Origin of the sequence: Qipengyuania seohaensis, from assembly GCF_002795865.1 — a bacterium.
GTDB classification, from domain to species: Bacteria; Pseudomonadota; Alphaproteobacteria; order Sphingomonadales; family Sphingomonadaceae; genus Qipengyuania; species Qipengyuania seohaensis.
Genome location: NZ_CP024920.1, coordinates 2,380,857 through 2,404,316, shown reverse-complemented (window position 1 = coordinate 2,404,316; position 23,460 = coordinate 2,380,857). Strand labels below are relative to the sequence as shown.

The 23,460-nt window shown below is 63.5% G+C and carries 22 protein-coding genes; 17 read left to right on the top strand and 5 right to left on the bottom strand.

Annotation, left to right across the window (positions count from 1 at the left end):
* Positions 1–26: 26 nt before the first annotated feature.
* Positions 27–1,019 carry an AAA family ATPase gene (locus CVE41_RS11795; RefSeq protein WP_100260833.1) on the bottom strand — a complete coding sequence of 331 codons (993 nt, stop codon included), beginning with the start codon at positions 1,017–1,019 and terminating at the stop codon, positions 27–29.
* Positions 1,020–1,074: 55 nt separating this feature from the next.
* Between CVE41_RS11795 and CVE41_RS11790 the strand changes: the two genes are divergently transcribed.
* A complete protein-coding gene (locus CVE41_RS11790; protein WP_100260832.1) occupies positions 1,075–1,920 on the top strand; it encodes an oxygenase MpaB family protein in 846 nt (281 codons plus the stop codon).
* 50 nt (positions 1,921–1,970) lie between these two features.
* Positions 1,971–2,600 carry a glutathione S-transferase family protein gene (locus tag CVE41_RS11785; protein ID WP_100260831.1) on the top strand — a complete coding sequence of 210 codons (630 nt, stop codon included), beginning with the start codon at positions 1,971–1,973 and terminating at the stop codon, positions 2,598–2,600.
* On the opposite strand, the gene CVE41_RS11780 is transcribed toward CVE41_RS11785, so the two are convergent.
* Positions 2,597–3,190 carry a J domain-containing protein gene (locus tag CVE41_RS11780; protein WP_100260830.1) on the bottom strand — a complete coding sequence of 198 codons (594 nt, stop codon included), beginning with the start codon at positions 3,188–3,190 and terminating at the stop codon, positions 2,597–2,599. The two genes, CVE41_RS11785 and CVE41_RS11780, sit on opposite strands and share 4 nt — an antisense overlap.
* 60 nt (positions 3,191–3,250) lie before the next feature.
* On the opposite strand from CVE41_RS11780, the gene CVE41_RS11775 reads away from it, so the two are divergent.
* Genes CVE41_RS11775 through CVE41_RS11760 form a run of 4 tightly spaced genes read left to right on the top strand, consistent with a single transcriptional unit; the run spans position 3,251 to position 6,155 of the window.
* The gene (locus tag CVE41_RS11775) at positions 3,251–3,523 is read left to right on the top strand and encodes a BolA family protein (protein ID WP_100260829.1); all 273 of its coding nucleotides are present in this window, start codon (positions 3,251–3,253) and stop codon (positions 3,521–3,523) included.
* A gap of 11 nt (positions 3,524–3,534) precedes the next feature.
* On the top strand, positions 3,535–4,425 hold the full coding sequence (locus tag CVE41_RS11770) for a pirin family protein (RefSeq protein ID WP_100260828.1): 891 nt from the start codon (positions 3,535–3,537) through the stop codon (positions 4,423–4,425).
* A 12-nt stretch (positions 4,426–4,437) separates the two neighbouring features.
* Entirely contained in the window at positions 4,438–5,253 is an 816-nt protein-coding gene (locus CVE41_RS11765) for an SDR family NAD(P)-dependent oxidoreductase (protein ID WP_100260827.1), read from the top strand.
* Positions 5,253–6,155, top strand: a complete 903-nt coding sequence (locus tag CVE41_RS11760) for an alpha/beta fold hydrolase (RefSeq protein ID WP_100260826.1) — start codon at positions 5,253–5,255, stop codon at positions 6,153–6,155. Before CVE41_RS11765 ends, CVE41_RS11760 begins: the two co-directional genes overlap by 1 nt.
* On the opposite strand, the gene CVE41_RS11755 is transcribed toward CVE41_RS11760, so the two are convergent.
* Entirely contained in the window at positions 6,152–7,219 is a 1,068-nt protein-coding gene (locus CVE41_RS11755; RefSeq protein ID WP_100260825.1) for a DUF2332 domain-containing protein, read from the bottom strand. The genes CVE41_RS11760 and CVE41_RS11755 overlap by 4 nt on opposite strands.
* Positions 7,220–7,262: 43 nt before the next feature.
* Between CVE41_RS11755 and hisG the strand changes: the two genes are divergently transcribed.
* The 9 genes from hisG to CVE41_RS11710 all read left to right on the top strand — a co-directional run bounded on the left by hisG (position 7,263) and on the right by CVE41_RS11710 (position 17,938).
* Positions 7,263–7,916 carry an ATP phosphoribosyltransferase gene (gene hisG / locus CVE41_RS11750; protein WP_100260824.1) on the top strand — a complete coding sequence of 218 codons (654 nt, stop codon included), beginning with the start codon at positions 7,263–7,265 and terminating at the stop codon, positions 7,914–7,916.
* On the top strand, positions 7,916–9,205 hold the full coding sequence (gene hisD / locus CVE41_RS11745; RefSeq protein ID WP_100260823.1) for a histidinol dehydrogenase: 1,290 nt from the start codon (positions 7,916–7,918) through the stop codon (positions 9,203–9,205). The genes hisG and hisD overlap by 1 nt, the downstream gene beginning before the upstream one ends.
* Positions 9,202–9,654: a transcription antitermination factor NusB gene (nusB, locus tag CVE41_RS11740; protein ID WP_100260822.1), complete on the top strand. Its 453-nt coding sequence runs from the start codon at positions 9,202–9,204 to the stop codon at positions 9,652–9,654. The genes hisD and nusB overlap by 4 nt, the downstream gene beginning before the upstream one ends.
* Positions 9,655–9,677: 23 nt before the next feature.
* Entirely contained in the window at positions 9,678–10,514 is an 837-nt protein-coding gene (gene thiL / locus CVE41_RS11735; RefSeq protein ID WP_100260821.1) for a thiamine-phosphate kinase, read from the top strand.
* Between the two features lie 146 nt (positions 10,515–10,660).
* On the top strand, positions 10,661–12,817 hold the full coding sequence (locus CVE41_RS11730; RefSeq protein WP_100260820.1) for a sodium-translocating pyrophosphatase: 2,157 nt from the start codon (positions 10,661–10,663) through the stop codon (positions 12,815–12,817).
* 148 nt (positions 12,818–12,965) lie between these two features.
* Positions 12,966–14,126 (top strand): GNAT family N-acetyltransferase, encoded by a 1,161-nt coding sequence (locus tag CVE41_RS11725; RefSeq protein ID WP_100260819.1) that lies wholly within the window; start codon positions 12,966–12,968, stop codon positions 14,124–14,126.
* A complete protein-coding gene (locus CVE41_RS11720; RefSeq protein ID WP_100260818.1) occupies positions 14,123–14,980 on the top strand; it encodes a transcriptional regulator in 858 nt (285 codons plus the stop codon). Before CVE41_RS11725 ends, CVE41_RS11720 begins: the two co-directional genes overlap by 4 nt.
* Before the next feature lie 31 nt (positions 14,981–15,011).
* Positions 15,012–15,941, top strand: coding sequence for an acyl-CoA thioesterase (locus tag CVE41_RS11715; protein ID WP_100260817.1), 930 nt, complete (start codon positions 15,012–15,014; stop codon positions 15,939–15,941).
* A gap of 200 nt (positions 15,942–16,141) precedes the next feature.
* On the top strand, positions 16,142–17,938 hold the full coding sequence (locus CVE41_RS11710) for a DEAD/DEAH box helicase (protein ID WP_100260816.1): 1,797 nt from the start codon (positions 16,142–16,144) through the stop codon (positions 17,936–17,938).
* Positions 17,939–17,963: 25 nt separating this feature from the next.
* Here the strand turns inward: CVE41_RS11710 and CVE41_RS11705 are convergent, their stop codons facing one another.
* Together CVE41_RS11705 and uvrC are read right to left on the bottom strand one after the other, a co-directional pair.
* Entirely contained in the window at positions 17,964–18,782 is an 819-nt protein-coding gene (locus tag CVE41_RS11705; RefSeq protein WP_100260815.1) for a universal stress protein, read from the bottom strand.
* Positions 18,783–18,940: 158 nt separating this feature from the next.
* Complete coding sequence (gene uvrC, locus CVE41_RS11700; RefSeq protein ID WP_198507659.1) at positions 18,941–20,908, bottom strand: excinuclease ABC subunit UvrC; 1,968 nt, start codon at positions 20,906–20,908, stop codon at positions 18,941–18,943.
* A 77-nt stretch (positions 20,909–20,985) separates the two neighbouring features.
* On the opposite strand from uvrC, the gene CVE41_RS11695 reads away from it, so the two are divergent.
* Together CVE41_RS11695 and CVE41_RS11690 are read left to right on the top strand one after the other, a co-directional pair.
* Entirely contained in the window at positions 20,986–22,260 is a 1,275-nt protein-coding gene (locus CVE41_RS11695) for an APC family permease (RefSeq protein ID WP_100260814.1), read from the top strand.
* Positions 22,261–22,267: 7 nt separating this feature from the next.
* The gene (locus CVE41_RS11690) at positions 22,268–23,455 is read left to right on the top strand and encodes a BaiN/RdsA family NAD(P)/FAD-dependent oxidoreductase (protein ID WP_100260813.1); all 1,188 of its coding nucleotides are present in this window, start codon (positions 22,268–22,270) and stop codon (positions 23,453–23,455) included.
* The last annotated feature ends 5 nt before the right edge of the window (positions 23,456–23,460 follow it).

Sequence of the window (23,460 nt, the reverse complement as noted above, 5' to 3'; positions counted from 1 at the left end):
CACAGTCATTCATAGGGGGCTCAACCTTAACTCTTCCCGACCACGCTTTCGGGCAGGTCTTCGCCGAACACGCGCTGGTAGTATTCGGCCACCAGCATGCGCTCTTCCTCGTCGCATTTGTTGAGGAACGAGAGGCGGAAGGCAAAGCCGACATCCTTGAAGATGGCGTAATTCTGCGCCCAGGTGATCACCGTACGCGGGCTCATCACGGTCGAGATATCGCCATTGATGAAACCCTGGCGCGACAGGTCGGCGACCTTGATCATGTCGGCGAGGATCTTGGGATCGATGTCGGGGTTCTTCGCCTCGACGATCTTCTGCTCGGTTTCGGCGGGCAGGTAGTTGAGGCCCACCACGATGTTCCAGCGGTCCATCTGGCCCTGGTTGATCGCCTGCGTGCCGTGATAGAGGCCACTCGTATCGCCGAGGCCGACCGTGTTGGCCGTGGCGAACAGGCGGAAGTTCGGGTCCGGGCGGATCACGCGGTTCTGGTCGAGCAACGTGAGCTTGCCCTGCTGTTCGAGCACGCGCTGGATCACGAACATCACGTCCGGGCGGCCAGCGTCATATTCGTCGAACACCAGCGCGACGGGGTGCTGCAGCGCCCAGGGAAGCAGGCCTTCGCGAAATTCGGTCACCTGCAATCCGTCGCGCAGCACGATGGCATCGCGGCCGACGAGGTCGATACGGCTGATATGCGCATCGAGGTTGATGCGGATGCAAGGCCAGTTGAGGCGGGCTGCGACCTGTTCGATGTGGGTGGACTTACCCGTGCCGTGATAGCCCTGTACCATCACGCGGCGATCGTGCGCGAAGCCCGCGAGGATGGCGAGCGTCGTGTCCGGATCGAACACATAGCTTTCGTCCAGGTCAGGCGTGCGTTCGTCAGGCTTGGAAAACGCCGGTACTTTCCAGTCGATGTCGATGCCGAATGTCTCGCGGACATCCACCTCGATATCGGGTGCGGGAAGGACGGTTTTGGCAGCCGCGTCGAAGGTCTTGTCGGTCATCTCGTTCATCGCAGGGGCGAGGTAGGGATTTATCTTGGCCGAGCCAAGCCTATATTGGCCAGCAATGCCCCAAGACCCGCTTTCAGAACGCATCCGCATGAAGCTCGTCGAGCGCGTGCGCGGCGTGTTCAACGATGTCGAAGGCGGGGAACAGCCGGTCCCGGTTTCGGATGATGCCCTGTTCGATAAAGATACGCCCATACGCATGGTGCACGCGGACATCGTGGGCATGATGGTCGGCGGGATCCGCGGTTTGCTGTTGCAGATGCTCCATCCGCACGCGCTGCAGGGTGTCCTCGATCATTCCAATTTCCGCTCCGACATGCATGGCCGGCTGAGGCGCACTGCGCGCTTCATCGCGGTCACGACCTTCGGTCACCGCGACGATGCGCAGGTGGCGATAGAGCGGGTCAACCGGATCCATGCAGCGGTTGGCGGCACCCTGCCCGACGGTTCGCCCTATTCCGCCAGCGATCCGCGCACTCTCGCCTGGGTCCACGTTGCCGAAGCCACTAGCTTCCTGGCGGCCTATTTGCGTCATGTCCGTCCAGACATGCCGGGCAGCGAGCAGGACGAATACTATCGCCAGTTCGCCGTCATCGCCCGCGCACTCGGCGCGGATCCGATCCCGATCGACCGGCGCGAGGCCGAGCAGATATTCCGCGAACTGCGCAGCGATCTCGCAACATCGCCTAAGGCACGCGAGATCGCCGATCTGGTTCTCACGCAGCGACCGGAAGGGGCACCGCCTGCCGTCCAGTCAATGCTCGGTGCAGAAGCGGTGGCGCTGCTTCCTCCCTTTGCTCGCTCGATGCTCGGCCTCGAAAGACCTGGCATCGGGGCACTCCCAGCCCGAGCGGCCACTTGGGGCGTAGGCAAGACACTACGATGGGCCTTCCGCCAAAATTGACGCGCATTTGCCGTGGGGGCTTGCTACAGTTCGGGCCGAGGAGACGAGACATGGCCGAATACACCTTCTTCACCAATCCGATGAGCCGCGGTCAGATTGCGCGCTGGGCACTGCACGAGGTTGGTGCGGATTACGACACGGAACTGGTCGAATGGGCCGCCAAGTCGGAAGCTTTCCTTAAGGCCAATCCGCTCGGCAAGGTTCCCACGCTCGTCCACCATCACGGCGACCACATCCATACCGTCACCGAGGCGGCAGCGATCTGTCATTACCTCGCCGAGATGCATCCCGAAGCGGGGCTTTTGCCCGAGCCGCATGAGAAAGCCGCCTATTTCCGCCGTCTGTTCTTTGCCGCAGGTCCGGTCGAGCAGGCGGTGATCGCCAACAGCATGGGCTGGAGCGTCGACGATCCGCAGAAGCAGGGCATGCTCGGGTTCGGCAGCTACGAGCGGGCGATGGACACCTTCGACACGCTCATGGCGGACCGCGACTATGTATGCGGAGATCGCTTCACCATGGCTGATGTCTATGTCGGCAGCCAGGTCGACTGGGGATTGCAATTCGGCACAATTCCCGAGCGGCCTGTATTCGAGGCCTATGCGCAGCGACTACGCGAAAGGCCTGCCTACAAGGAAGCCAAGGCGATCGACATGCAACTGGTGTCGCAGCAGCAGGGTTAGGCGATCGCCCTGCTCTTACGCAGCGTCTGGTAGGCTTCGACGACCCTGTTGAGCCGCGTCTCGTATCCGCGATCACCGCCGTTCCGGTCTGGATGGTAGCGTCGGACGAGCTCCGAATACCGCCGCCGCAGGACCTTTCGATCCACGTCGAGGCCAAGACCCATGGTGTCGAGCGCCTCTGCCTCCTCCCGGCTGAACCGGCCGTCCATCGCCATTTCCGCCTGGCGCCGGGCCTTGCTCTTGAATCCGTTGGCCCGCGCCGAGATCGCTTCGAGCGGGTCGTCGTAATCCGCCCAGCGCGGCATGCCGTCCACGCCCGCAGTCGGCCTGAAGCTGGGACTTTCGGTTCGCCAGCCGCTGGCAGGGCCCTGCGCGTCGAGGATTTCCTCCGCCGTCATGCCTTCGAACCAATCGTACCCGGCGTTGAATTCACGCACGTGATCCAGGCACATCCAGCGCCACCTGCCCGGCCCGTCGAAGCCATGCCCTGCCCCGCCCGGAGCACGAAACTCTCCTGCCTCCCTGCAAGTCGGGTGTTCGCACACTCTTCCGGTGTCTTCATATCTTCCGTGAAACTTTGTCTGGCGCATTCGTTCTAGGATGGGGAGCGAATCCCTGTATGGAAAGAGGCGAAAAGGAGAAACGATCCGATGGCAGGCCCGGTTCAACAGGAGATGGAACGGCTTTTGACGGACGCATTCGCGCCGACGCGCCTCGAAGTGATCAACGACAGTGCCAAGCACCACGGCCACGCGGGCGACGACGGTAGCGGCGAATCCCACTTCACCGTGGTGATCGAGGCTCCCGCCTTTTCCGAAAAGAGCCGCGTCGAACGCCAGCGCATGGTGAATAAGGCGCTGGGCGATATCCCGGGCGAGCGCGTCCACGCCCTATCCATCCAGGCATCTGCACCGACCAGCTAAGGGGAGCCGCCATGAGCCAGATCGACCTTACGCTTCAGCCGACGACCCACGATCTCGGCCAGTTCGAGGTCCGACGGGTTCTCCCCGCCAAGAAACGCAGCATGGTCGGCCCCTTTATTTTCGTCGACCAGTTCGGCCCCTCCCAGCTCGATCTCGGCAGCGGCATGGACGTGCGCCCGCACCCGCACATCAACCTTGCGACGGTCACCTGGCTGTTCGAAGGCGCGATCGACCATCGCGACAGCCTGGGTAGCTTCTCGACTATCCGTCCGGGGCAGGTGAACCTGATGACTGCAGGCAAGGGCATCGTTCACTCCGAACGCTCTCCGGAAGAAGAGCGCAAAGCCGGACCCAAGCTCTACGGGATGCAAACCTGGCTTGCTCTGCCGGATGGCCGCGAGGAGATCGATCCCGCTTTCGAAGAACGCAAGGACTTGCCGATCGTCGAAGACGGCCGCGCCAAGGCCATCGTCATCATGGGCGAATTGTGGGGCGAACGCGCGCCAACAACGACCTATGCGGAAACGATCTATGCCGAGATCGTACTGGAGGCCGGCGGGGCGATACCGATCGAAGAAGACGCCGACGAACGGGCCCTCATGTTGGTCGGCGGAGAGGCGAGCGTAGATGGACACCCGCTGGAAAAATATACGCTCAACGTCCTCCAGCCCGGCCGTGACATGACGCTCGAAAGCAAATCGGGTGCGCGCGTGATGCTGATGGGCGGTGAAGCTTTCAGCAGCAATCGCCATGCCTGGTGGAATTTCGTCAGTTCCAGCCGCGAGAGGATCCAGCAGGCCAAGGAAGATTGGCGCGAGGGCCGCTTTCCGGTCGTACCCGGAGACAGCGAAGAGCGGATCGAATTGCCCGACGGTGCACCCAAGACCGTCACCTATCCTTGAGGAGGGACACAGATGAGTTTCGAGGGAAAAACTGCCTGGATTACCGGCGCCAGTAGCGGCATCGGTGCTGCACTCGCACGCGACTGGTCAGGTCGCGGCGCAAACGTGGTACTTTCCGGGCGGGACGAGGGGCGCCTGGCAGAGGTCGCCTCCGGACTCGACACCGACACGCTCATCCTCCCGTTCGACGTCCGCGACGAAGCGGCGATGCAAGCCGCGACAGAGCAGGCAATCGGCTGGAAGGGCAGTGTCGATATCTTCGTTGCCAATGCGGGCATTTCGCAGCGCAGCCCCGCGGTCCAGACTTCGATGCAGGTCTACCGCGACATTATCGAAATCGACCTGACCGCGCAGATCGCCGCGACACAGGCACTGCTACCGCATTTCGCCGAACGCGGCGACGGGCATCTCCTGTTCATCTCCTCGATCGCCGGCAAGGTCGGCGTGCCCATGCGCACCGCCTATTGCGCAGCGAAACACGGGCTGATCGGCTATGCCGATGCTTTGCGCGGTGAATTGTCCCGCAGCGATATCGGCGTCCATGTCGTGTGTCCCGGATCGGTTGCTACCGATGTCAGCCGCAACGCCCTGACCTCCGATGGCAGCAAGCGCGGCCGCAGCGACAAGGTGATCGACAATGGAATCCGTCCCGAAGATGCCGCCCGGCGGATCGTCGATGCGGTGGCCGAGGGACAGCGCGAGATAATTGTCGCTGATGGGATGGAAGAAGCGATGGGCGAGATGCGCCGCACGCCCGACGCGCTGTTCGACCAGGTCGCGGCGATGGTCGCGTCCGGCTACATGGAAAAAATGCAGGCGGAAGAGTGATGAACTGGCCACAAAAGCGCGTCGCGCTGGCGAATGGCATCGAACTCGACGTCGTCGATACCGGGCCAACCGATGCCCCTGCTCTGATCTTCCTGCATGGCTTTCCGGAGAACCACCGTACCTGGCGCAACCAGATCGCGCATTTCGAGGATCGCTTCCGCTGCGTGGCGCCCGACCAGCGCGGCTACCGCGGATCGAGCACCCCCGAAAAGGTAGAGGACTATACGCCGGACAAGCTGGTCGGCGATGTGTTCCTGCTCGCCGACGCACTCGGGATCGGCGAGTTCACAATTGTCGGTCACGACTGGGGCGGTGCGATTGCATGGGGTGTCGCCATGGCTGGCGAACAGATGGGCCGCGTCCCCCGCGCGGTCATCGCCAATGCCCCGCATCACGCCGTCTTCCAGAAACTGCTCTACACATCGCCCGTCCAGCGAGAAGCAAGCCAGTATATGCGCGGCTTCCGCGATCCGGCCAAGGACGAGCTGGTAAGAGAGCACGGCCTGTTCGGCATCCTGCAGGACCAGATCAACTGGGATGCACCCGACAAGATGGAGCCCGAAGAACGCGCTATCCTGCTGAAAGACTGGCAGGACCGCGAGACGGCTTTTGCGATGCTGAAATGGTATCGCGCAAGTCCGATCGACATCCCGCCGCTCGATGCGCCTTACGAAACGCCCGAAGGCTGGTCGCCGCCCGAGCTACCCAAGCTTACGATACCGACCTTGGTTATCTGGGCGCAGGACGATCTCGCCCTTCCGCCTGAAAACACGGCAGAATTAGGCAAGTATGTCGAGAAGTTGACTCTCGTCGAAGTGCCCGATTGCGGTCATTTCGTGCCGTGGGAAGCGCCCGATGCGGTAAATGCGGCAATGGACGCTTTCCTGGCACAGACGGATTAGCCGCCCAGCCAATCCACCCAAGCACCGTGCGGATGGGCATTCGCGAGGTGCACCGCCTCGCCTCCACCGGGCCAGTAGCGAACATGCAATTCGTGGGCGAAAGTCTCGCGATTGGTTTCAAGCGAAATGTGGGCAAAAGGCTTGTTTGCGCTCGCTCGCGCCCCCGCCTCCTGCATGGCCTCTTCGATCAGGTCCTGCGTAGCGTCGGGCAGGTATTGCCACATGATGGAATGGGCGAGAACGCGCGTCACGCCTTTGTCCTGAGGCTTCGCCAATTCCGCTTTCACCCACTGGCCGGCATCCATCCGGTCGATATGCGGCGGCTCGTCCTCGGCGAGCATGATCGCTGCATCGATGCGTGCCATGCGTCCCGTCGCCTCGGGCCAGACGAAGCTCTTGAGCCGCAAGGCCTCGGCTCTATCCGTCAGATCGACGGGGGCGATGTCGCTTCCGCGCGCCGTTACGAGGGTGTAACCAGTATTCGGAGGGGCTTTGCCGCGCCACTCCGGAGTGATGATCATGGGGCTGCCTTGGGGGCCGACATGCACATCGCCCAACTCATATCTATAGCGACCCATCATCGTGTTGATCCCCGCGCTCGCGCCGATCTCAAGCCATTCGAACTGCGCCGAAGTCCGCCCGTCCGCCAGCCAGAGCAGAGCTGCGGCGAAGCTTGAAGAGCGCCCCGCCTCATTGGTTTGCGGCGGCCCGTCGAGCCATGGGAGTAGCCGCGTATCGTGGGTCTCTACCAGCTCGCGAATGAGGGCGTCGGCATCGGATTGCGACGGCATGCGCCCGGCGTAAAGCGCCTCCAGTCGCGGTTCGTCACCGGTGAGGAGGAGGTTGTGAATGCCTCCGGTAATCCTGAGCGGCATCGCATCGCGCAGGCTCAATCCCTGCCACGCGAAAATCCTGCGCGCGGTTGCCGCCTCGCTATCTTCCAGCGCCAGGAGCGCGCGGACAACTTGCGCCGTCCCGGGAGCGCCCGCCTGTTCGGCATGCGTCGCCTGCCACTCGATAGCTTCGGGGACCGAAACGATATCCATTACACCGCCAGCGGTCATATGCGTTGCCCTTTCCTGCCTGCGCCCCTATTTGCGCCACGCAATGAATAGTGGACTGACCTTCGCCGTGCCCAAGGGGCGCATTCTCGACGAGGCGTTGCCCGTGATGGCGCGCGCCGGAGTGGTGCCCGAGGATGGCTTTCACGACAAGAGCAACCGCTCGCTCACCTTCGCCACCACGCGCGAGGACATGCGACTGATCCGTGTACGCGCGTTCGATGTGGCTACCTTTGTAGCCCACGGCGCTGCTCAGATGGGCATTGTAGGCTCTGATGTAATAGAAGAGTTCGATTATGCAGAGCTCTACGCACCCGTCGATCTCGATATCGGCCATTGCCATCTCGCTGTCGCCGAACCCAAAGGTGCGAGCGCGACGAACGGCGCCAGCCACCTGCGCGTTGCGACCAAATATCCCAATATCACCCGCCGCCATTTCGAGCGGATGGGAATTCAGGCGGAATGCGTGAAGCTGAACGGCGCAATGGAAATCGCGCCCGAGCTTGGCCTTGCCGGACGGATCGTCGACCTCGTTTCGACGGGCACTACCCTGCGTGAAAACGGACTCGTGGAATCCAGCCACATCATGGACATTTCCGCGCGGCTGATCGTCAACCGTGCCGCGCTCAAGACCGATCCGCGCGTTGCCGAACTGGTCGAGGCCTTCCGCGCCGACAGCGAACAGCGGGACGCGGCCTGATGTTGTTGCTGCGTACCACCGATGCCGATTTCGAGGCGAAGTTCGCCCGCGTCGTGCGCGACCGGCGCGAAAGCGATGCGCAGGTCGGCCGCGACGTTGCTGGCATTCTCAGCGAAGTACGCGAAAGCGGCGACAAGGCGCTGGTGGAATACACCAAGCGCTTCGACGGCCATAACCTGTCGAGCGATGGCGACTGGTCGATTTCCAAGCAAGCATGCGAAAAAGCCTATCACGCCATTGATGCCGAACTTCGCGACGCGCTGGAAACGGCGGCGACACGCATTCGCGCCTATCATGAGGGCCAGCTTCCCGAAGATCGCGACTATACCGATAGCATCGGCATGCGCCTTGGTGCGCGCTGGTCGGCTGTCGAGGCGGCGGGGCTGTACGTCCCCGGCGGACGCGCAGCCTATCCCTCATCGCTGCTGATGAATGCGATCCCCGCCAAGGTTGCGGGTGTCGACCGGCTGGTCGTGACCACCCCCACGCCGAAGGGCGAAGTGAACGAACTGGTCCTCGCCGCAGCCCATGTGGCAGGCATCGATGAAATCTGGCGTGTTGGCGGCGCACAGGCTGTCGCCGCTCTTGCTTACGGCACCGAGCGGATCGAGCGGGTCGACGTCATCACCGGCCCGGGCAACGCCTGGGTCGCCGAGGCCAAACGCCAGCTTTATGGCGTGGTCGGCATCGACATGGTTGCCGGACCCAGCGAAATCCTCGTCATTGCGGACGGCAAGAACGATCCCGACTGGATCGCCGCAGACCTGTTGAGCCAGGCGGAGCACGATCCGACCAGCCAGTCGATCCTCATCACCGACGATGCCGCTTTCGCCGCGCAGGTGAGCGATGCGATCGACCTCGCCTTCATGAAATTGCCGACGGCCAAGACCGCCAGGCAGAGTTGGGACGATCACGGGCTCGTCGTCATCGTCGACACGCTCGACGATGCGATCCCGCTTGCGGACCGGCTGGCTGCCGAGCATGTCGAAATCGCGGTCGACGATCCCGAACCCCTGTTCGCGAAGCTCCGCCATGCCGGCAGCGTTTTCCTTGGGCGCAACACGCCCGAGGCGGTCGGCGACTATATCGCCGGTCCCAACCACGTCCTTCCGACCGGACGCCGCGCCCGTTTCGCGAGCGGCCTCTCCGTGCTCGATTTCATGAAACGCACCAGCTTCATCGGCGCTACGCCCGATGCCCTCGCCGCGATCGGTCCTGCCGCCGTTCGCCTGGCCGAGGCCGAAGGGCTTCCCGCCCACGCTCTTTCCATTTCCAAGAGGCTCAAGTGAACACAGCCCCCCGCTCCCAGGCCCGTAGCGCCGCCCGTCTCGGCGCCGTGCAGGCACTCTACCAGCAGCAGATGGAGGGCACCTCCACCATCCGCCTGCTCGACGAATTCCACCAGCACCGTCTCGGCAAGGTGATCGAGGACGAGGAATACGCCGACGCCGATGTCGCGTTCTTCGACGATGTCGTGAAGGGAGTCGACGCCCGCCGCGAAGAGATCGACGACCTCCTGACCGCGCGCCTTGCCTCCGGCTGGACGCTCGCACGCCTCGACAAGACCATGCTCCAGATCCTGCGTGCCGGCACATACGAACTGCTGGCCCGTGTCGACGTGCCCAAGGCCGCTTCGATCAGCGAATACGTCGATGTCGCCAAGGCATTCTTCGACGATCGCGAGGCCAAGTTCGTCAACGGCATCCTCGACGCGGTTGCGAAAGAGACGGGACGCTGAACGAAGCGGGCTTCATCGACGCGTTGAAGGCGCTGGCGACATCGCCGGCCGCACGCGGCCTTGAAGACGATGCCGCAATTCTGGAATTCGGGGACGAAACCCTCGTCCTCACCCACGACACAATGATCGAGGGCGTCCACACGTTGGCGGGGCAGGACCCTGCCGATGTCGCGTGGAAGCTGGTTGCGGTGAACTTGTCGGACCTCGCCGCGAAAGGCGCAAAGCCCGTCGGCGTCCTGATCTCGCACATGCTGGGAACGGACGATCATCGCTTCGTAACCGGCCTTGGCGAAATCCTGGCGAGATACGACGTGCCGCTCCTGGGTGGAGACACCGTTCGCGGAGATGGCCAGCGCGTTTGGGGCTGTACCGCGATCGGGCGGGCGACCCATCGACCCGTCCCGTCGCGTGGCGGGGCGAGACCCGGGGACAAGGTCTACCTGTCCGGCAGGATCGGATACGCCATGCTCGGTCTCGAAGCCCTGCGCGACGACACCGATCAGGACGATAGCGCCTATCGTCGCCCCCAGCCCCAGCTCGAACTCGGGCAAGATCTCGCACCGCACGTCTCAGCGATGATGGATGTCTCCGACGGCCTGCTGCTGGACGCATCGCGGATCGCCCGGGCAAGCGGTGTGACGCTATCATTCGACAGTGTTCCGCTCTCGGGTCTGGCCCCGGAAGGCCGCCTGGATGAGGCAATCCGGTGGGGCGACGACTACGTTCTGCTGTGCACCGGACCGGCCGGTCTCGACGAGACGCTAGCCGTCACTTGCGTCGGCGAAGTCAGGGCGCGGGCGGACCATGATGTCCTGCTCGACAATGAGCCGCCAACGGGCGATCTCGGCTACACGCACTGATATTGCCGGATAGCGGGGCACAACCCGCCGTTTGCCGCCATTTCGGGCCTTGTCACGCAAGACATGACCCTTATACCTCTCGCCCACGTGCTCCGACGTCTCCCAAGGTCGAGAAGCATAAACATAAAACGGGAGGGGAAATTTTCGTGGACTTAGTTCTCATAGCAATTGCGCTGGGACTGCTGGCCGTCGTGTACGGCTTCGTCACCAGCCGCCAGGTGCTCAATTCGGGTGCCGGCAATGAAAGAATGCAGGAAATCGCAGGCGCCATCCAGGAGGGTGCGCAAGCCTATCTGAAGCGTCAGTACACCACCATCGCCATGGTCGGCGTCGTCGTCGCCGTGCTGGTGTTCGTGTTCCTCGGCCTGTGGCCGGCCGTCGGCTTCCTGATCGGCGCCGTCCTGTCGGGCGTTGCAGGCTTCATCGGCATGAACATCTCGGTGCGGGCCAACGTTCGCACGGCCGCTGCCGCGCAGAGCGGACTGCAGCAGGGCCTTACCCTCGCATTCCGCGCTGGCGCCATCACCGGCATGCTCGTGGCAGGCCTCGCCCTGCTTTCGATCGCGGTGTTCTTCTGGTACCTCGTCGGTCCGGGCGGTTTCGCTGCCGATAGCGACGAAGTGGTCTACGGCCTCGTCGGTCTCGCCTTCGGCGCTTCGCTGATCTCGATCTTCGCGCGTCTGGGCGGCGGTATCTTCACCAAGGCCGCAGACGTCGGCGCCGATCTCGTCGGCAAAGTCGAAGCAGGCATCCCCGAAGACGATCCACGCAACCCGGCCGTGATTGCCGACAACGTGGGCGACAACGTGGGCGACTGCGCCGGCATGGCTGCCGACTTGTTCGAAACCTATGTCGTAACGGTCGGTGTCACAATGGTCCTGACCGCGCTGCTCTTTAGCGAGGTTCTGGGCGACCTGCTGCTGCCCATGATGGCACTGCCCCTGCTGATCGGCGGCGCGTGCATCGTGACCAGCATCATCGGCACCTATTTCGTGAAGCTCGGCAAGGGCAGCACGAACGTGATGGGCGCGATGTACAAGGGCTTCATCGTCTCGGCAGTCCTCGCCATTCCGCTCATCTATGTCGTCATCAGCTATGCGCTTGGCGGTATGGGAACGGAAATCGGCGGCGCTGTCGCAGGCATCGACCCGGGCGCTCCGCTGGCTGAAGAAGGCACGGCAGCTCAGGTCGTCGGATTTACCGGCATGGACCTGTTCTGGTGCTCGCTGATCGGCCTCGCGATCACCGGCCTCATCATCTGGATCACCGAGTATTACACCGGCACGAACTATCGTCCGGTCCGCTCGATCGCCAAGAGCTCGGAAACGGGTCACGGCACCAATGTGATCCAGGGCCTCGCCATCAGCCTTGAATCGACCGCACTTCCGACGCTGGTGATCGTCGCCGGCATCATCGCCACCTTCCAGCTCGCCGGGCTCATGGGCATCGCCTATGCCGCCACCGCAATGCTGGCTTTGGCGGGTATGGTCGTGGCACTCGACGCCTATGGCCCGGTGACGGACAACGCAGGCGGCATCGCGGAAATGGCCGGTCTCGACGAAAGCGTTCGCGAAAAGACCGACATGCTCGATGCAGTGGGCAACACCACCAAGGCCGTGACCAAGGGCTATGCAATCGGTTCGGCGGGCCTCGGCGCGCTGGTGCTGTTCGCCGCCTACACGACCGACCTTGCGAAGCTGTTCCCGGATGCTGACGTCGATTTCAGCCTCGAGAACCCGTATGTCATCGTCGGCCTGCTTCTCGGCGCACTGCTCCCGTACCTCTTCGGTGCGATGGGCATGACCGCCGTGGGCCGCGCGGCCGGCGACGTGGTGAAGGACGTGCGCGAGCAGTTCGCAGCCGATGCAGGCATCATGGCCGGCACCAGCAAGCCAAACTACGCGCGTACGGTCGACCTCGTGACCAAGGCCGCGATCAAGGAAATGATCCTGCCTTCGATGCTTCCGCTTCTGGCACCGATCGTGGTCTACTTCTCCATCCTGTTCCTTGCAGGCCAGGAGAACGCCTTTGCTGCGGTGGGTGCATTGCTCCTCGGCGTGATCATCGGCGGTATCTTCGTGGCGCTTTCCATGACCGCCGGCGGCGGTGCGTGGGATAACGCCAAGAAGTACATCGAAGACGGCAATCACGGCGGCAAGGGCTCCGAAGCCCACAAGGCTGCCGTGACCGGCGACACCGTGGGCGATCCCTACAAGGATACCGCGGGCCCGGCCGTGAACCCGATGATCAAGATCACCAATATCGTTGCACTGCTGCTCCTCGCAGCACTCGCAGCTGGCTGATCCGTAAGATCATTGACGCTACAAAGGGCGGCGGCATCTCAGGGTGTCGCCGCCCTTTTCCGTGTGGGCATCGTGGTTTGCATCGCCGCACGATGGCGCTAGACCTTACATCAGGGTCGGAACTGCGCACTGCGACGGGGCCGGAAATATGCAGGAGCTTGGCAAACGCTCGGACTGCTCGTCCGCTGCCCTTTTCCCATGCCCACTGCCCGACGGCTTCCATTGCATCTCGTGGAAGGACGCAAACGCCCGCTTGCCCGAGGACGCGTGGCATTCTCTTGCCGGAAGCGCCGTATCGCCGAATCCGTTTTTCGAGCGCTGGTTTCTTCTGCCCTCCCTCAAGGCTTTCGATCCAAGTGGCCAGGTCGCGCTCGCCATTCTGGTAGAGGCCGGTCATCTGCGCGCGCTCATGCCGTTCGGGCAATCCGGCGACTATCACGGGCGCTCGTTACGTCACGCTGCCGCATGGTTGCACCCCAATATGTTCTGCGGCGCACCTTTGATCGCAGACGGGTACGAGACGCAGTTCTGGACGGATCTACTGGACCACATCGACCGCAACGCGGACGGAGCGCTGTTCTTTCACCTGCGACAGGTTTCGCCCGACGATCCGGTGATCGGATCTTTGCAGGAGGCCTGCCAGCGGACCCGCAGAACCATGCGAAAGGTCTTTTCCGCACAGCGTGCCCTGCTCCAAAGCAGCCTGCCGCCCGAGGCCTACCTCGCGAACTCAATGACCACGAAGGCGCGCAAGGAATTGCGGCGGCAGCGCAAGCGGCTGGCCGAAACCGGGACGCTCGAATTTTCAAGGGAGCGGTCGGACACGGATATCGACGGCTGGGTGGAGGCGTTTCTCGCCCTCGAAGAACGAGGGTGGAAAGGCGAAGCGGGTTCCGCCATCGCCGCCGATCCGCGCACGCGCGAAGTGTTTGGCAGGTCGCTCGCCAATGCGGCAGCTCTTGGCCGGCTGGAACGGCTGACCCTCTCCTGCGACGGTCGTCCCGTCGCCATGCTGGCCACTTTCCTCACGCCGCCCGGTTCATTCGCGTTCAAGACGACCTTCGACGAAGACTTCGCGAGGTTTTCGCCCGGCTTGCAGCTCCAGCTCGAAAACCTCGCCCTGCTGGAGGACGAGCGTATAGAATGGTGCGACAGCTGCGCCGTCCCGGGGCATTCGATGATCGAGCGCATCTGGTCCGAACGCAGGCGGATAGCCTGTTATTCGATCCCCGTAGGCACGGGTTGGCGCCGAATGGCAGGAGAGGCACTCGCATGGATCGAGGAACGGCGTCAGGAGGGCAGGCAATGAGCAGCAGGAAGCCTCCGGTATTCGACCATGAAAGCAGGGATGTCTTCGCCAGATCCTACCCCGAGGTGCCGCACACGCTCACCCATCATCTGGAAGACGAGCAGCGACTGACCCTCGACCGCCTGGCCGAACTGGCGTCGCAGCTTCCCGCCGGGAGCGTGGAATATAACCGCGGCGATGTGCCGATCGGCGTGGACGGCAAGCCCGCGTCCAACGGCCTCTCTATCCAGGACACGATCCGCCGGATTGCCGACAGCAACAGTTGGGCTGTCCTCAAGAATATCGAACAGGTGCCCGTATATCGCGACCTGCTCGAAGGGCTGCTCGACGAAATGAAGCCATTTATCGAAGCGCGGACCGGACGGATGCTGACCCCGCAGGGCTATATCTTCATTTCCAGCCCGGATGCAGTCACGCCTTACCATTTCGATCCGGAGCATAATATCCTGCTCCAGCTTAGCGGCACCAAGGTCATGACGCAGTTCCCCGCAGGCGATCCCGGTTTCGCGCCGGACACTGTGCATGAAAGCTATCACCTGGGCGGCCCGCGCGAATTGCCTTGGAACGACGCGCTCATAGACGCGGGCAGGCAATTCGAACTGGGGCCCAAGGAGGCGGTATATGTGCCGGTCATGGCGCCCCATTTCGTGCGCAACGGCCCTGCAAGTTCGATTTCTCTTTCCATCACCTGGCGAAGCGAGTGGAGCTATGCCGAGGCTGCGGCGCGCTGCTTCAACGGCGTCCTGCGCCGACGGGGCATGGCTCCGAGAGCGCCGGGCAGGTGGCCCCATCGCAACCGTGCCAAGTCGCTCGCCTGGCGGGTGCTGAGACGACTTGGAGCCGGGGGCGCTTGACCCTGCGCGCGCTCCGACGCAAAGCCGCTGCGTGACCGATACCAAGACCCCAGAAGACCTCGTCGCCGGATTAATCCGCCTGTTGACCGTAACCGACAAGGGCGACGGACATTTCGCAGGTCGCCAGCAGCCCGGAGGCATCGGGCGCGTATTCGGCGGACAGGTCGTCGCGCAGGCCCTCCAGGCAGCGCAGGCCAGCGCGCCGGAGGGGATGGAGGCGCATTCGCTTCACGCCTATTTCCTGCGCGGCGGACGCGAGGGCATCGACATCGACTATTCGGTCGCTGCCGATTTCGACGGCCGGTCCTTCGCCAATCGCAGGGTCGTCGCGCGCCAGCAGATCGGTGACGACGCGCCGAGCGCGATCCTGAACCTCACCGCCAGTTTCCAGCGCCCCGAAGACGGGCTGGAACACGCGGAAAGCCCGATGCCGGACGTCGCCCCGCCCGAAGACCTGTTGTCCGACGGCGAGTTGAGGAAACGTTTCCTGGATGCGATGGACAAGGTTTCTGACGTTCAGCGCGCCCTGATGCTGCGCCCGCGCCCCATCGAGATGCGCACGTCCGACAAGCTGCACTGGATGAACGCAGAACCCAAGCCGCCTGCCGCGCATAGCTGGTTCCGCACAGTCGCCCCGCTTCCTCCGATCGAGGAAAACCCAGCCCTGCACAGGGCCGTGATCGCCTATGCCAGCGATTTCACGCTGCTCGGCACAAGTGCCCTGCCCCATGGCCTGTCGTGGGCGCGCGGCGAACTGAAAGGCGCCAGCCTCGACCATACGATCTGGTTCCATCGCCCCGCCCGCGCCGACGAATGGCTACTCTACGCAACGGACAGCCCGTGGTCCGGTGGCGGTCGCGGTTTCAACCGTGGCCGGATTTTCAATCGGGACGGGCAGCTGGTCGCCAGCGTGGCGCAGGAAGGCGTGATCCGGCGCGCAAAGGGCAAGGACGAAGGCTGAGCGCGCCCTTCATTTCGCAGGTGCAAAATAAAACGAGCCAAACGGGTCGAATCCCGCTATAGGGCCGCCTGAACGCGCCGACGGCTTCTAATTTCCGCCGCGCTCTCCCTCTCGCGCACGTGCCTTAACGGACCGCGAGCAGCCGGATTCCTGTTTCCCCGCACGTCGCAGATATCGATGTGCCAAAGCCCGTGAGCCTTATGTCCTTCGAAACTCTCCCGCCGATGATCGGCGAAGCGCTGACCGAGCGCGGCTATACCGACCTTACCCCCGTCCAGTCCGCCACGATCGCGGACGACGCGAAAGGCCGCGATCTCATCGTTTCCGCCCAGACGGGCTCCGGCAAGACCGTCGCTTTCGGGCTGGCGCTGGCCGACGCCCTGCTGGAAGAAACCCGCAATCTGTCGCTGGTGGAAAAGCCGCTCGCACTGGTTATCGCACCGACGCGCGAGCTTGCCCTGCAGGTGAGCCGCGAACTCGGCTGGCTCTATGCCAAGGCAGGTCTGCGCATCGCGACCTGCGTCGGCGGAATGGACGCCAGCAAGGAACGCCGCGCCCTGCGGGCCGGACCAGCGATCGTCGTCGGCACGCCGGGTCGTCTGCGCGACCACCTCGAACGCGGCGCGTTGGACCTCTCTGGCCTAATCGGCGTCGTGCTGGACGAAGCGGACGAGATGCTCGACATGGGCTTCCGCGACGATCTTGAAGAAATTCTCGACGCCTCGCCCGAAACGCGCCGCACGCTGCTGTTTTCGGCTACCATGCCGGGCCCGATCGTGCGCCTCGCCGAACGCTATCAGCAGGACGCGCTGCGCCTCTCGCTGCGCGGCGAAGACCGTGGTCACGGGGACATCAGCTACCAGGCGATCACCGTCTCCCCTGCCGAGATCGAGAATGCCGTCGTCAACCTGCTTCGCTTCCACGAGGCGGAAACGGCAATCCTGTTCTGCGCGACACGCGACAATGTGCGGCGATTCCACGCAACGCTCCAAGAGCGCGGGTTCGCAGCCGTTGCACTTTCTGGCGAGCATTCGCAATCGGAACGCAACCAGGCTCTCCAGGCCCTGCGCGACAAGCGTGTGCGCGTGTGCGTTGCCACGGACGTGGCAGCCCGCGGCATCGACTTGCCGACGTTGAGCCTCGTCATACATGTCGAGATTCCGCGCGATGCGGAAACCCTGCAGCACCGCTCCGGTCGTACCGGCCGTGCGGGCAAGAAGGGTACGGCTGCGATCATCGTGCCCTACAACCGTCGTCGCCGGGTCGAAGGCATGTTGCGCGGTGCACAGATCGCTGCGGAATGGATGGAAGCGCCCTCGCCGGAACAGATCCGCAAGAAGGATCGCACCCGCCTGATGGAACGCCTCACCGAGCCGCGCGAGTTCAGCAATGAAGATCGCGAGATGGCGGCCGACCTGCTGTCGCGTATGCCCCCGGAAGACATCGCTGCCGCGCTGGTGAACACCCACCGCGCTCGTCTGCCCGAACCCGAAGAACTGGTCGCCAACACGCCCGAGGGGCGCGAAAAGGCCAAGACCGAACGCCACCGCCCCGGTTTCGAGGACGTGGCCTGGTTCAAGATCGGCGTCGGGCGCCGCCAGAATGCGGAACCGCGCTGGATCCTGCCGCTGCTGTGCCGCCGTGGTCACATCACGCGCAACGAGATCGGTGCAATCCGCGTGGGCCAGCACGAAACCTGGTTCCAGATTCCGAATAACGTCGCCGGCAAGTTCGCCGATGCCGTTGCGCGCACCGCGAGCCCGGAAGACGAGCAGGACGCGATCCTGATCGAAGCGGCGCCCGACGGACCCCGTATCGAGGCACGCCAGAACCGCCGTGAACACGGCGGTGGTGGCGGCGGTGGCCCGCGCGTTCGCCCCAAGCCCTTCGGCAAGGGTCCCGGCGGAAAGAAGCCCGGCAAGCCCTTCAAGAAGGGTCCGGGTGCAGGCAAGAAGTTCGCTGGAAAGCGCAAGCCGGGCCAGCCCGCAAAGGGCTGACCCGTTGCGCTCTCTCCTCCCCAACTCAGTGCTTGAGGAGGAGTGGCACCTTCACATCCGTGAGCATGGCGCGCGTCACGCCTCCGAACAACCGTTCGGCAAGGCGCAGGCGCCCATAGCAGCCCATCACGATCAGGCCCGCATCACGCGAATCGGCGGCCGACTGTATCGCGTGGGCGATACCCTTGTCGTCTGCCGCGACCTGCACGATCTCGCAGCCGATACCGTGACGGGCGAGGTAATCGGCGCCGCGAATAGCGGGCAGGTCGAAATCCTTGTCGCTCTTTTTCCCTTCGCCGACAGTCACGAGAAAGACCGCCTTCATCTTCGCCAGAAGGGGAACCGCAGCGCGCAGGGCGTGGGAGGCTTCCGACGATCCATCCCAGGCGACAATCGCCGTCTTGTCGAAGTCGAGCCGCTTGCACTCGTCCGGCAGGACCAGCACGGGGCAATCCGCGCCCAGCGCCACCTCACCGGCCGTGAACGACGGTGATTTGCCGCCGCTACGCGGCTCCTTCTCGCCGATCACGATTAGGTCGGCCAAGGTCGAATGGCGAATGAGCGAGAGCGATACCGGCCCTGCGCAATCGATCCAGTCCCACGCCACGCCTTCGTTGGCGAGGTCGTTTTCGGTATCTGCCTTCAACTTGGCCGCTTCTTCGCGCCAGATCGGCACCATGGCGGCGAAGGCTGCGCCATAGGGATCGATCGTGCCAGCGGCCTCATAGGGCACCGCGTTCAGTACCGAGAGATGACCGTCGAAGGCCCGCGCCAGGTCGAGTGCGAGATCTAGGCGCTGCGCATGGCCCTTGTCGGCGAAAGCGTTGAACAGAATGGACTTCATGGCGAATCTCCCACTTGGCGTTGATCCGGCAACCGAGGCTTTCCGGATTTGATGCAGTCAGGATAGCGCTTGCACGGCGGCGTTCATTGATCTGGCTCAAATTTGGGCCGCCGCCTCGAATGACACCAACTCGCGAAATTCGCGTCCAGTCGGAAGCCCTACCCGCCCGCGTGGTAGAAATCGTAGATCTGTTGCGCGACGCCTTCGCTAATGCCCGGCGCACGCATGAGGTCCTCCAGGGCCGCAGCCCTGACCTTGCCCGCGGTGCCGAAGTGGAGCAGCAGCGCGCGTTTGCGCGCGGGACCGATGCCCGGGATCTCGTCCAATGGCGAAGCGGTGATCGCGCGGCTCCGCTTGGCGCGGTGGGCGCCGATGGCATAGCGGTGCACTTCGTCGCGCAGGTTCTGGGCGTGGAACAATACCTGCGAATTGACCGGCAGCGTCTTTTCGCGCCCGTCGGGGAAATGGAACACCTCACGCCCTTCGCGACCGTGATGCGGCCCCTTGGCGATACCGATGACCGGAACATCGTCCGCGATTCCCAGATCCTCCAGCACCGCCATCACGCTCGACACCTGTCCCTTGCCGCCATCGATCAGCAGCAGATCGGGCCAGATCGCCTCGTGCCCCTTGCCCGTCGGAGAAGCCTCGTTGTCACGCTCCGTTTCGGCCAGCTTGCGGAAGCGGCGCTGCATGACCTCGCGCATCATGCCGAAATCGTCATTGGTCTTGGCGGTCTTGATGTTGAACTTGCGATACTGGCCCTTTTCGAAGCCTTCGGGCCCGGCGACCACCATCGCACCCAGCGCCTTGTCGCCCTGGATATGGCTGTTGTCGTATATCTCGATACGCTGCGGCACTTCTTCCAGCTCGAGGAATTCGGCCAGTTCGCGCAGGATGCGAGCCTTGGTCCCGCTTTCGGCCAGCCGCCGTTCGAGCGCCTCGGTCGCGTTGCGCTGGGCCTGTTGCATCAGCTTGCGGCGATCGCCGCGCTGCGGGATCGAGATGGCGACGGCATGGCCCGCCTTTTCCGCCAGTGCCTCTGCGATAAGCTCCTGCTCCGCCAGTTCGCGATCGGTCAGGATGGTCTTTGGCGGAGGAACTTCCTCGTAGAACTGGAGCAGCACATCGGCCAGAACCTGCGCCTCCTCCAGATCGCCCGTATTGCGCGGGAAGAACGCGCGATGCCCCCAGTTCTGTCCGCCGCGAATGAAAAACGCCTGCACGCCGATCTGGCCGCCCTTCTTCGCCAGCGCGAAAACATCGGCATCACCCACGCCGCTGGCATTGATGGCCTGCGAACCCTGGATGAATGTCGCGGCGCGCAGCCGGTCGCGCAGGATCGCCGCGGTCTCGAAGTCGAGATCTTCGGCAGCCTTCGCCATCTGCTTTTCGATATTGGCCTGCACGGCGGAGGATTTGCCGGACAGGAAATCCTTCGCCTCGTACACAAGGCTCGCGTAGCCTTCCTCGTCGATGCGGCCGACACACGGCGCGCTGCATCGCTTGATCTGGTAGAGCAGGCAGGGCCGGTCGCGATTGTTGAAGAAGCTGTCCGTACAGCTCCGCAACAGGAAGAGTTTCTGAAGCGCGTTCAGCGTCTTGTTGACCGAACCTGCGCTGGCGAAGGGACCGTAGTAATTGCCCTTGGCCCGCCGCGCGCCGCGATGCTTCTGGATGCGCGGGAAGGCATGGTCGGCACGCAGGAGGATGAAGGGAAAGCTCTTGTCGTCGCGCAGCAGCACGTTGAACGGCGGGCGATAACGCTTGATCAATTGCGCTTCGAGCAGAAGCGCCTCGGCCTCCGAGTTGGTGACCACGATTTCCATCGCACGGCACTGGCTGATCATGCGCACGATGCGGTTCGAAAGGCCGTTGATCTGGGTGTAGTTGGCAACGCGCGCCTTCAGGCTGCGGGCTTTCCCGACATAGAGCACATCTCCGCGCGTATCGAGCATCCGGTATACGCCGGGCCGCGGCTTTAGCGTCTTTACCGTCTCGCGAATGGCGGCGATCCCCGCTTCTAGGTCCGGCTGCGCGCTGGCCACGGTCTTGGTGGCGCGTTCCTCGTGGAAACGCTCCTTACCTCTGGGATCGTTGGGGGAACCGGCCTTCGAACGCGACATGACAAGGGAGATAGGCGGTGGACGCGCCATACTCAATCGCTTGCGCACAAAGGTCATTGAGGGCACGGATTGTCGGTATGGACGGGAACAAGATAGCGCCGCCGCGTACGGTCGGCTTCTGGGGCACCTCGCTGTTCCAGATCAACGGAATGATCGGGTCGGGAATATTTGCCCTACCCGCCGTGCTGGTAGCCGCCGTGGGCAGCTTTGCGCCGTGGCTGATGGTTATCGGCGGGATCATGTTCCTGCCGCTGGCGCTCACCTTCGCGTGGCTTGCCGCACGTTTCGACGGTAGCGGCGGACCGGTGCTCTACGGCAAGGCAGCTTTCGGCAGCTTTGCCGGCTTCCAGGCCGGGTGGGGTCGCTATGCATCGGGCGCAGTCGCGATGGCCGCGAACACCCACGTCATGATCGCCTATTTCGCGGCGGTCTTCCCATGGTTGGAGAACGGCACGGCGGCGACCGCCACCGTAGTCGTCACGATCCTTGCACTGACGGGCGTGACGCTGTTGAGCATGCGCAGTTCGGTCAACACGCTGGGCCTGCTGACCGCATTGAAGCTCATGCCGCTGGGCCTCATCATCGGGGTGGCCATGTTCGGAGCCTTCGCGCACAAGGCGGTAGTCCTGCCAGAGTTCAGCCAGGTCGAGTCCGTCGTCTTGCTGCTGTTCTACGCGTTCATCGGGTTCGAGGGCGTGACCGTCCCGGCAGGCGAGGTGCGGGATCCGAAGAAGGATATTCCGCGCGTCCTGGTCACCGTGTTGGCGGGTGTCACCATTCTCTATGCGCTGGTGATCTGGGCCTATCTCACCATTGGCCCCGAAGAAGGCGCCAATGAGAACGCGCTCGCAGGAGCGGCGGAGGTAGCCATGGGCCAATGGGGCGCACTTGTCATCGTCGTGGGCGCAGGTTTCTCGATCGCCGCCAATAGCTTGGGCGGACTGATCATCGTACCGCGCATGGCATACGGCATGGCCGAACAGGGAATGCTGCCCCAGTGGTTCGAGCGTGTCAGCCCGCGTTTCCTGACGCCTGCAAACTCCATCCTGTTCTACGGTTTTGCATCGGCCCTGTTCGCCGTGTGGGGAGGCTTTCTGGCGCTCGCTGCGGCCAGCACGCTGTCGCGCTTGCTGACCTATGTCATAACGGCCGCGGCACTGCCGATGATCGAACATCGCGAAGGGCGGATAAATCCGCTGCACCTGATTGTCGCCGTCCTGGCTTTCGCTGCCTCGGTCTGGATTGCCAGTCATGCGAACCAGCAGGCGTGGACCATGTTCGGTGTGCTCGTAGTCGTCGGCACGGTCCTGTATTTCGTTGCCGCGCGCCAGAAGCCGACAGAACAAGCCTGAGGCCGCCATGCCGGACAACTTCGATGCCATAATCCTCGGCGCAGGTGCCGCGGGCCTTATGTGCGCGGCGAGAGCCGGCCAGCGCGGCAAGCGGATGCTGGTGCTCGAAAAGGCGGACAGCCCCGGCAAGAAGATCCTCATCTCCGGCGGGGGCCGGTGCAACTTCACCAACATCGGCGCTGGTCCGGCAAATTACCTCTCAGCCAATCCGCATTTCGCCAAGAGCGCACTGGCCCGTTACACGGCGCGCGATTTCCTCGAACTGGTCGAAAGCTACGATATCGCATGGCACGAGAAGACGCTCGGCCAGCTGTTTTGCGACGGCTCGGCCAAGCAGATCGTGGCCATGCTGCTCGCCGAATGCGACAAGGCAAGCGTGTTCGGCGGGGAAGTGGTCGTCCGGTGCAATGAGGACGTGCGAACGGTCGAGCGTGATAACGGCTTTACCGTCACCACCGACAGGGGAACCTATCAAGGCGCATCGCTGGTCATCGCGACGGGCGGACCATCGATACCGAAGATGGGCGCGACCGGCTTCGCCTATGACCTGGCCCGTAAATTCGGCCTGAAAATCGTCGAGCCGCGCCCTGCCCTGGTCCCGCTGACATTGGGCGGCGAAGAAGTTCTGTTTCGCGAGATCTCGGGCGTTTCGGCCCCGGTCGTGGCGAGCGCAGGAAAGGGACGCTTTCCGGAAGCCGCGCTGTTCACGCATCGCGGCCTGTCCGGGCCTGCGATCCTGCAGGCCTCCTCCTACTGGAAGCCGGGTGATCCGATCCTGATAGACTTCCTGCCAGAAAGAGGTGCGGAATGGCTGCTCGAGCGCAAGCAGGAAACGCCCCGGGCCACAGTCCGCAGCGCCCTTCGCGAAGAGCTGCCCGACAGGCTGGCAGACATCCTCGCAGAAAAACTGAGCGTGGAGAGCGAGCTCGGCAATGCGTCCGACAAGGCGCTGCGCATTGCTAGCGAACGGCTCAAGCGGTGGGAATTCCGGCCAAATGGCACGGAAGGCTTCGCCAAGGCCGAAGTCACCGTCGGCGGCATCTCGACCACCGAATTATCGTCGAAAACTCTGGAGGCGAAGCAAGTCCCCGGACTTTACGCCATCGGGGAAGCTGTCGACGTAACCGGTTGGCTCGGCGGGTATAATTTCCAATGGGCCTGGGCCAGCGGCGTTGCCGCGGGGGAAGCGCTGTAACGCGC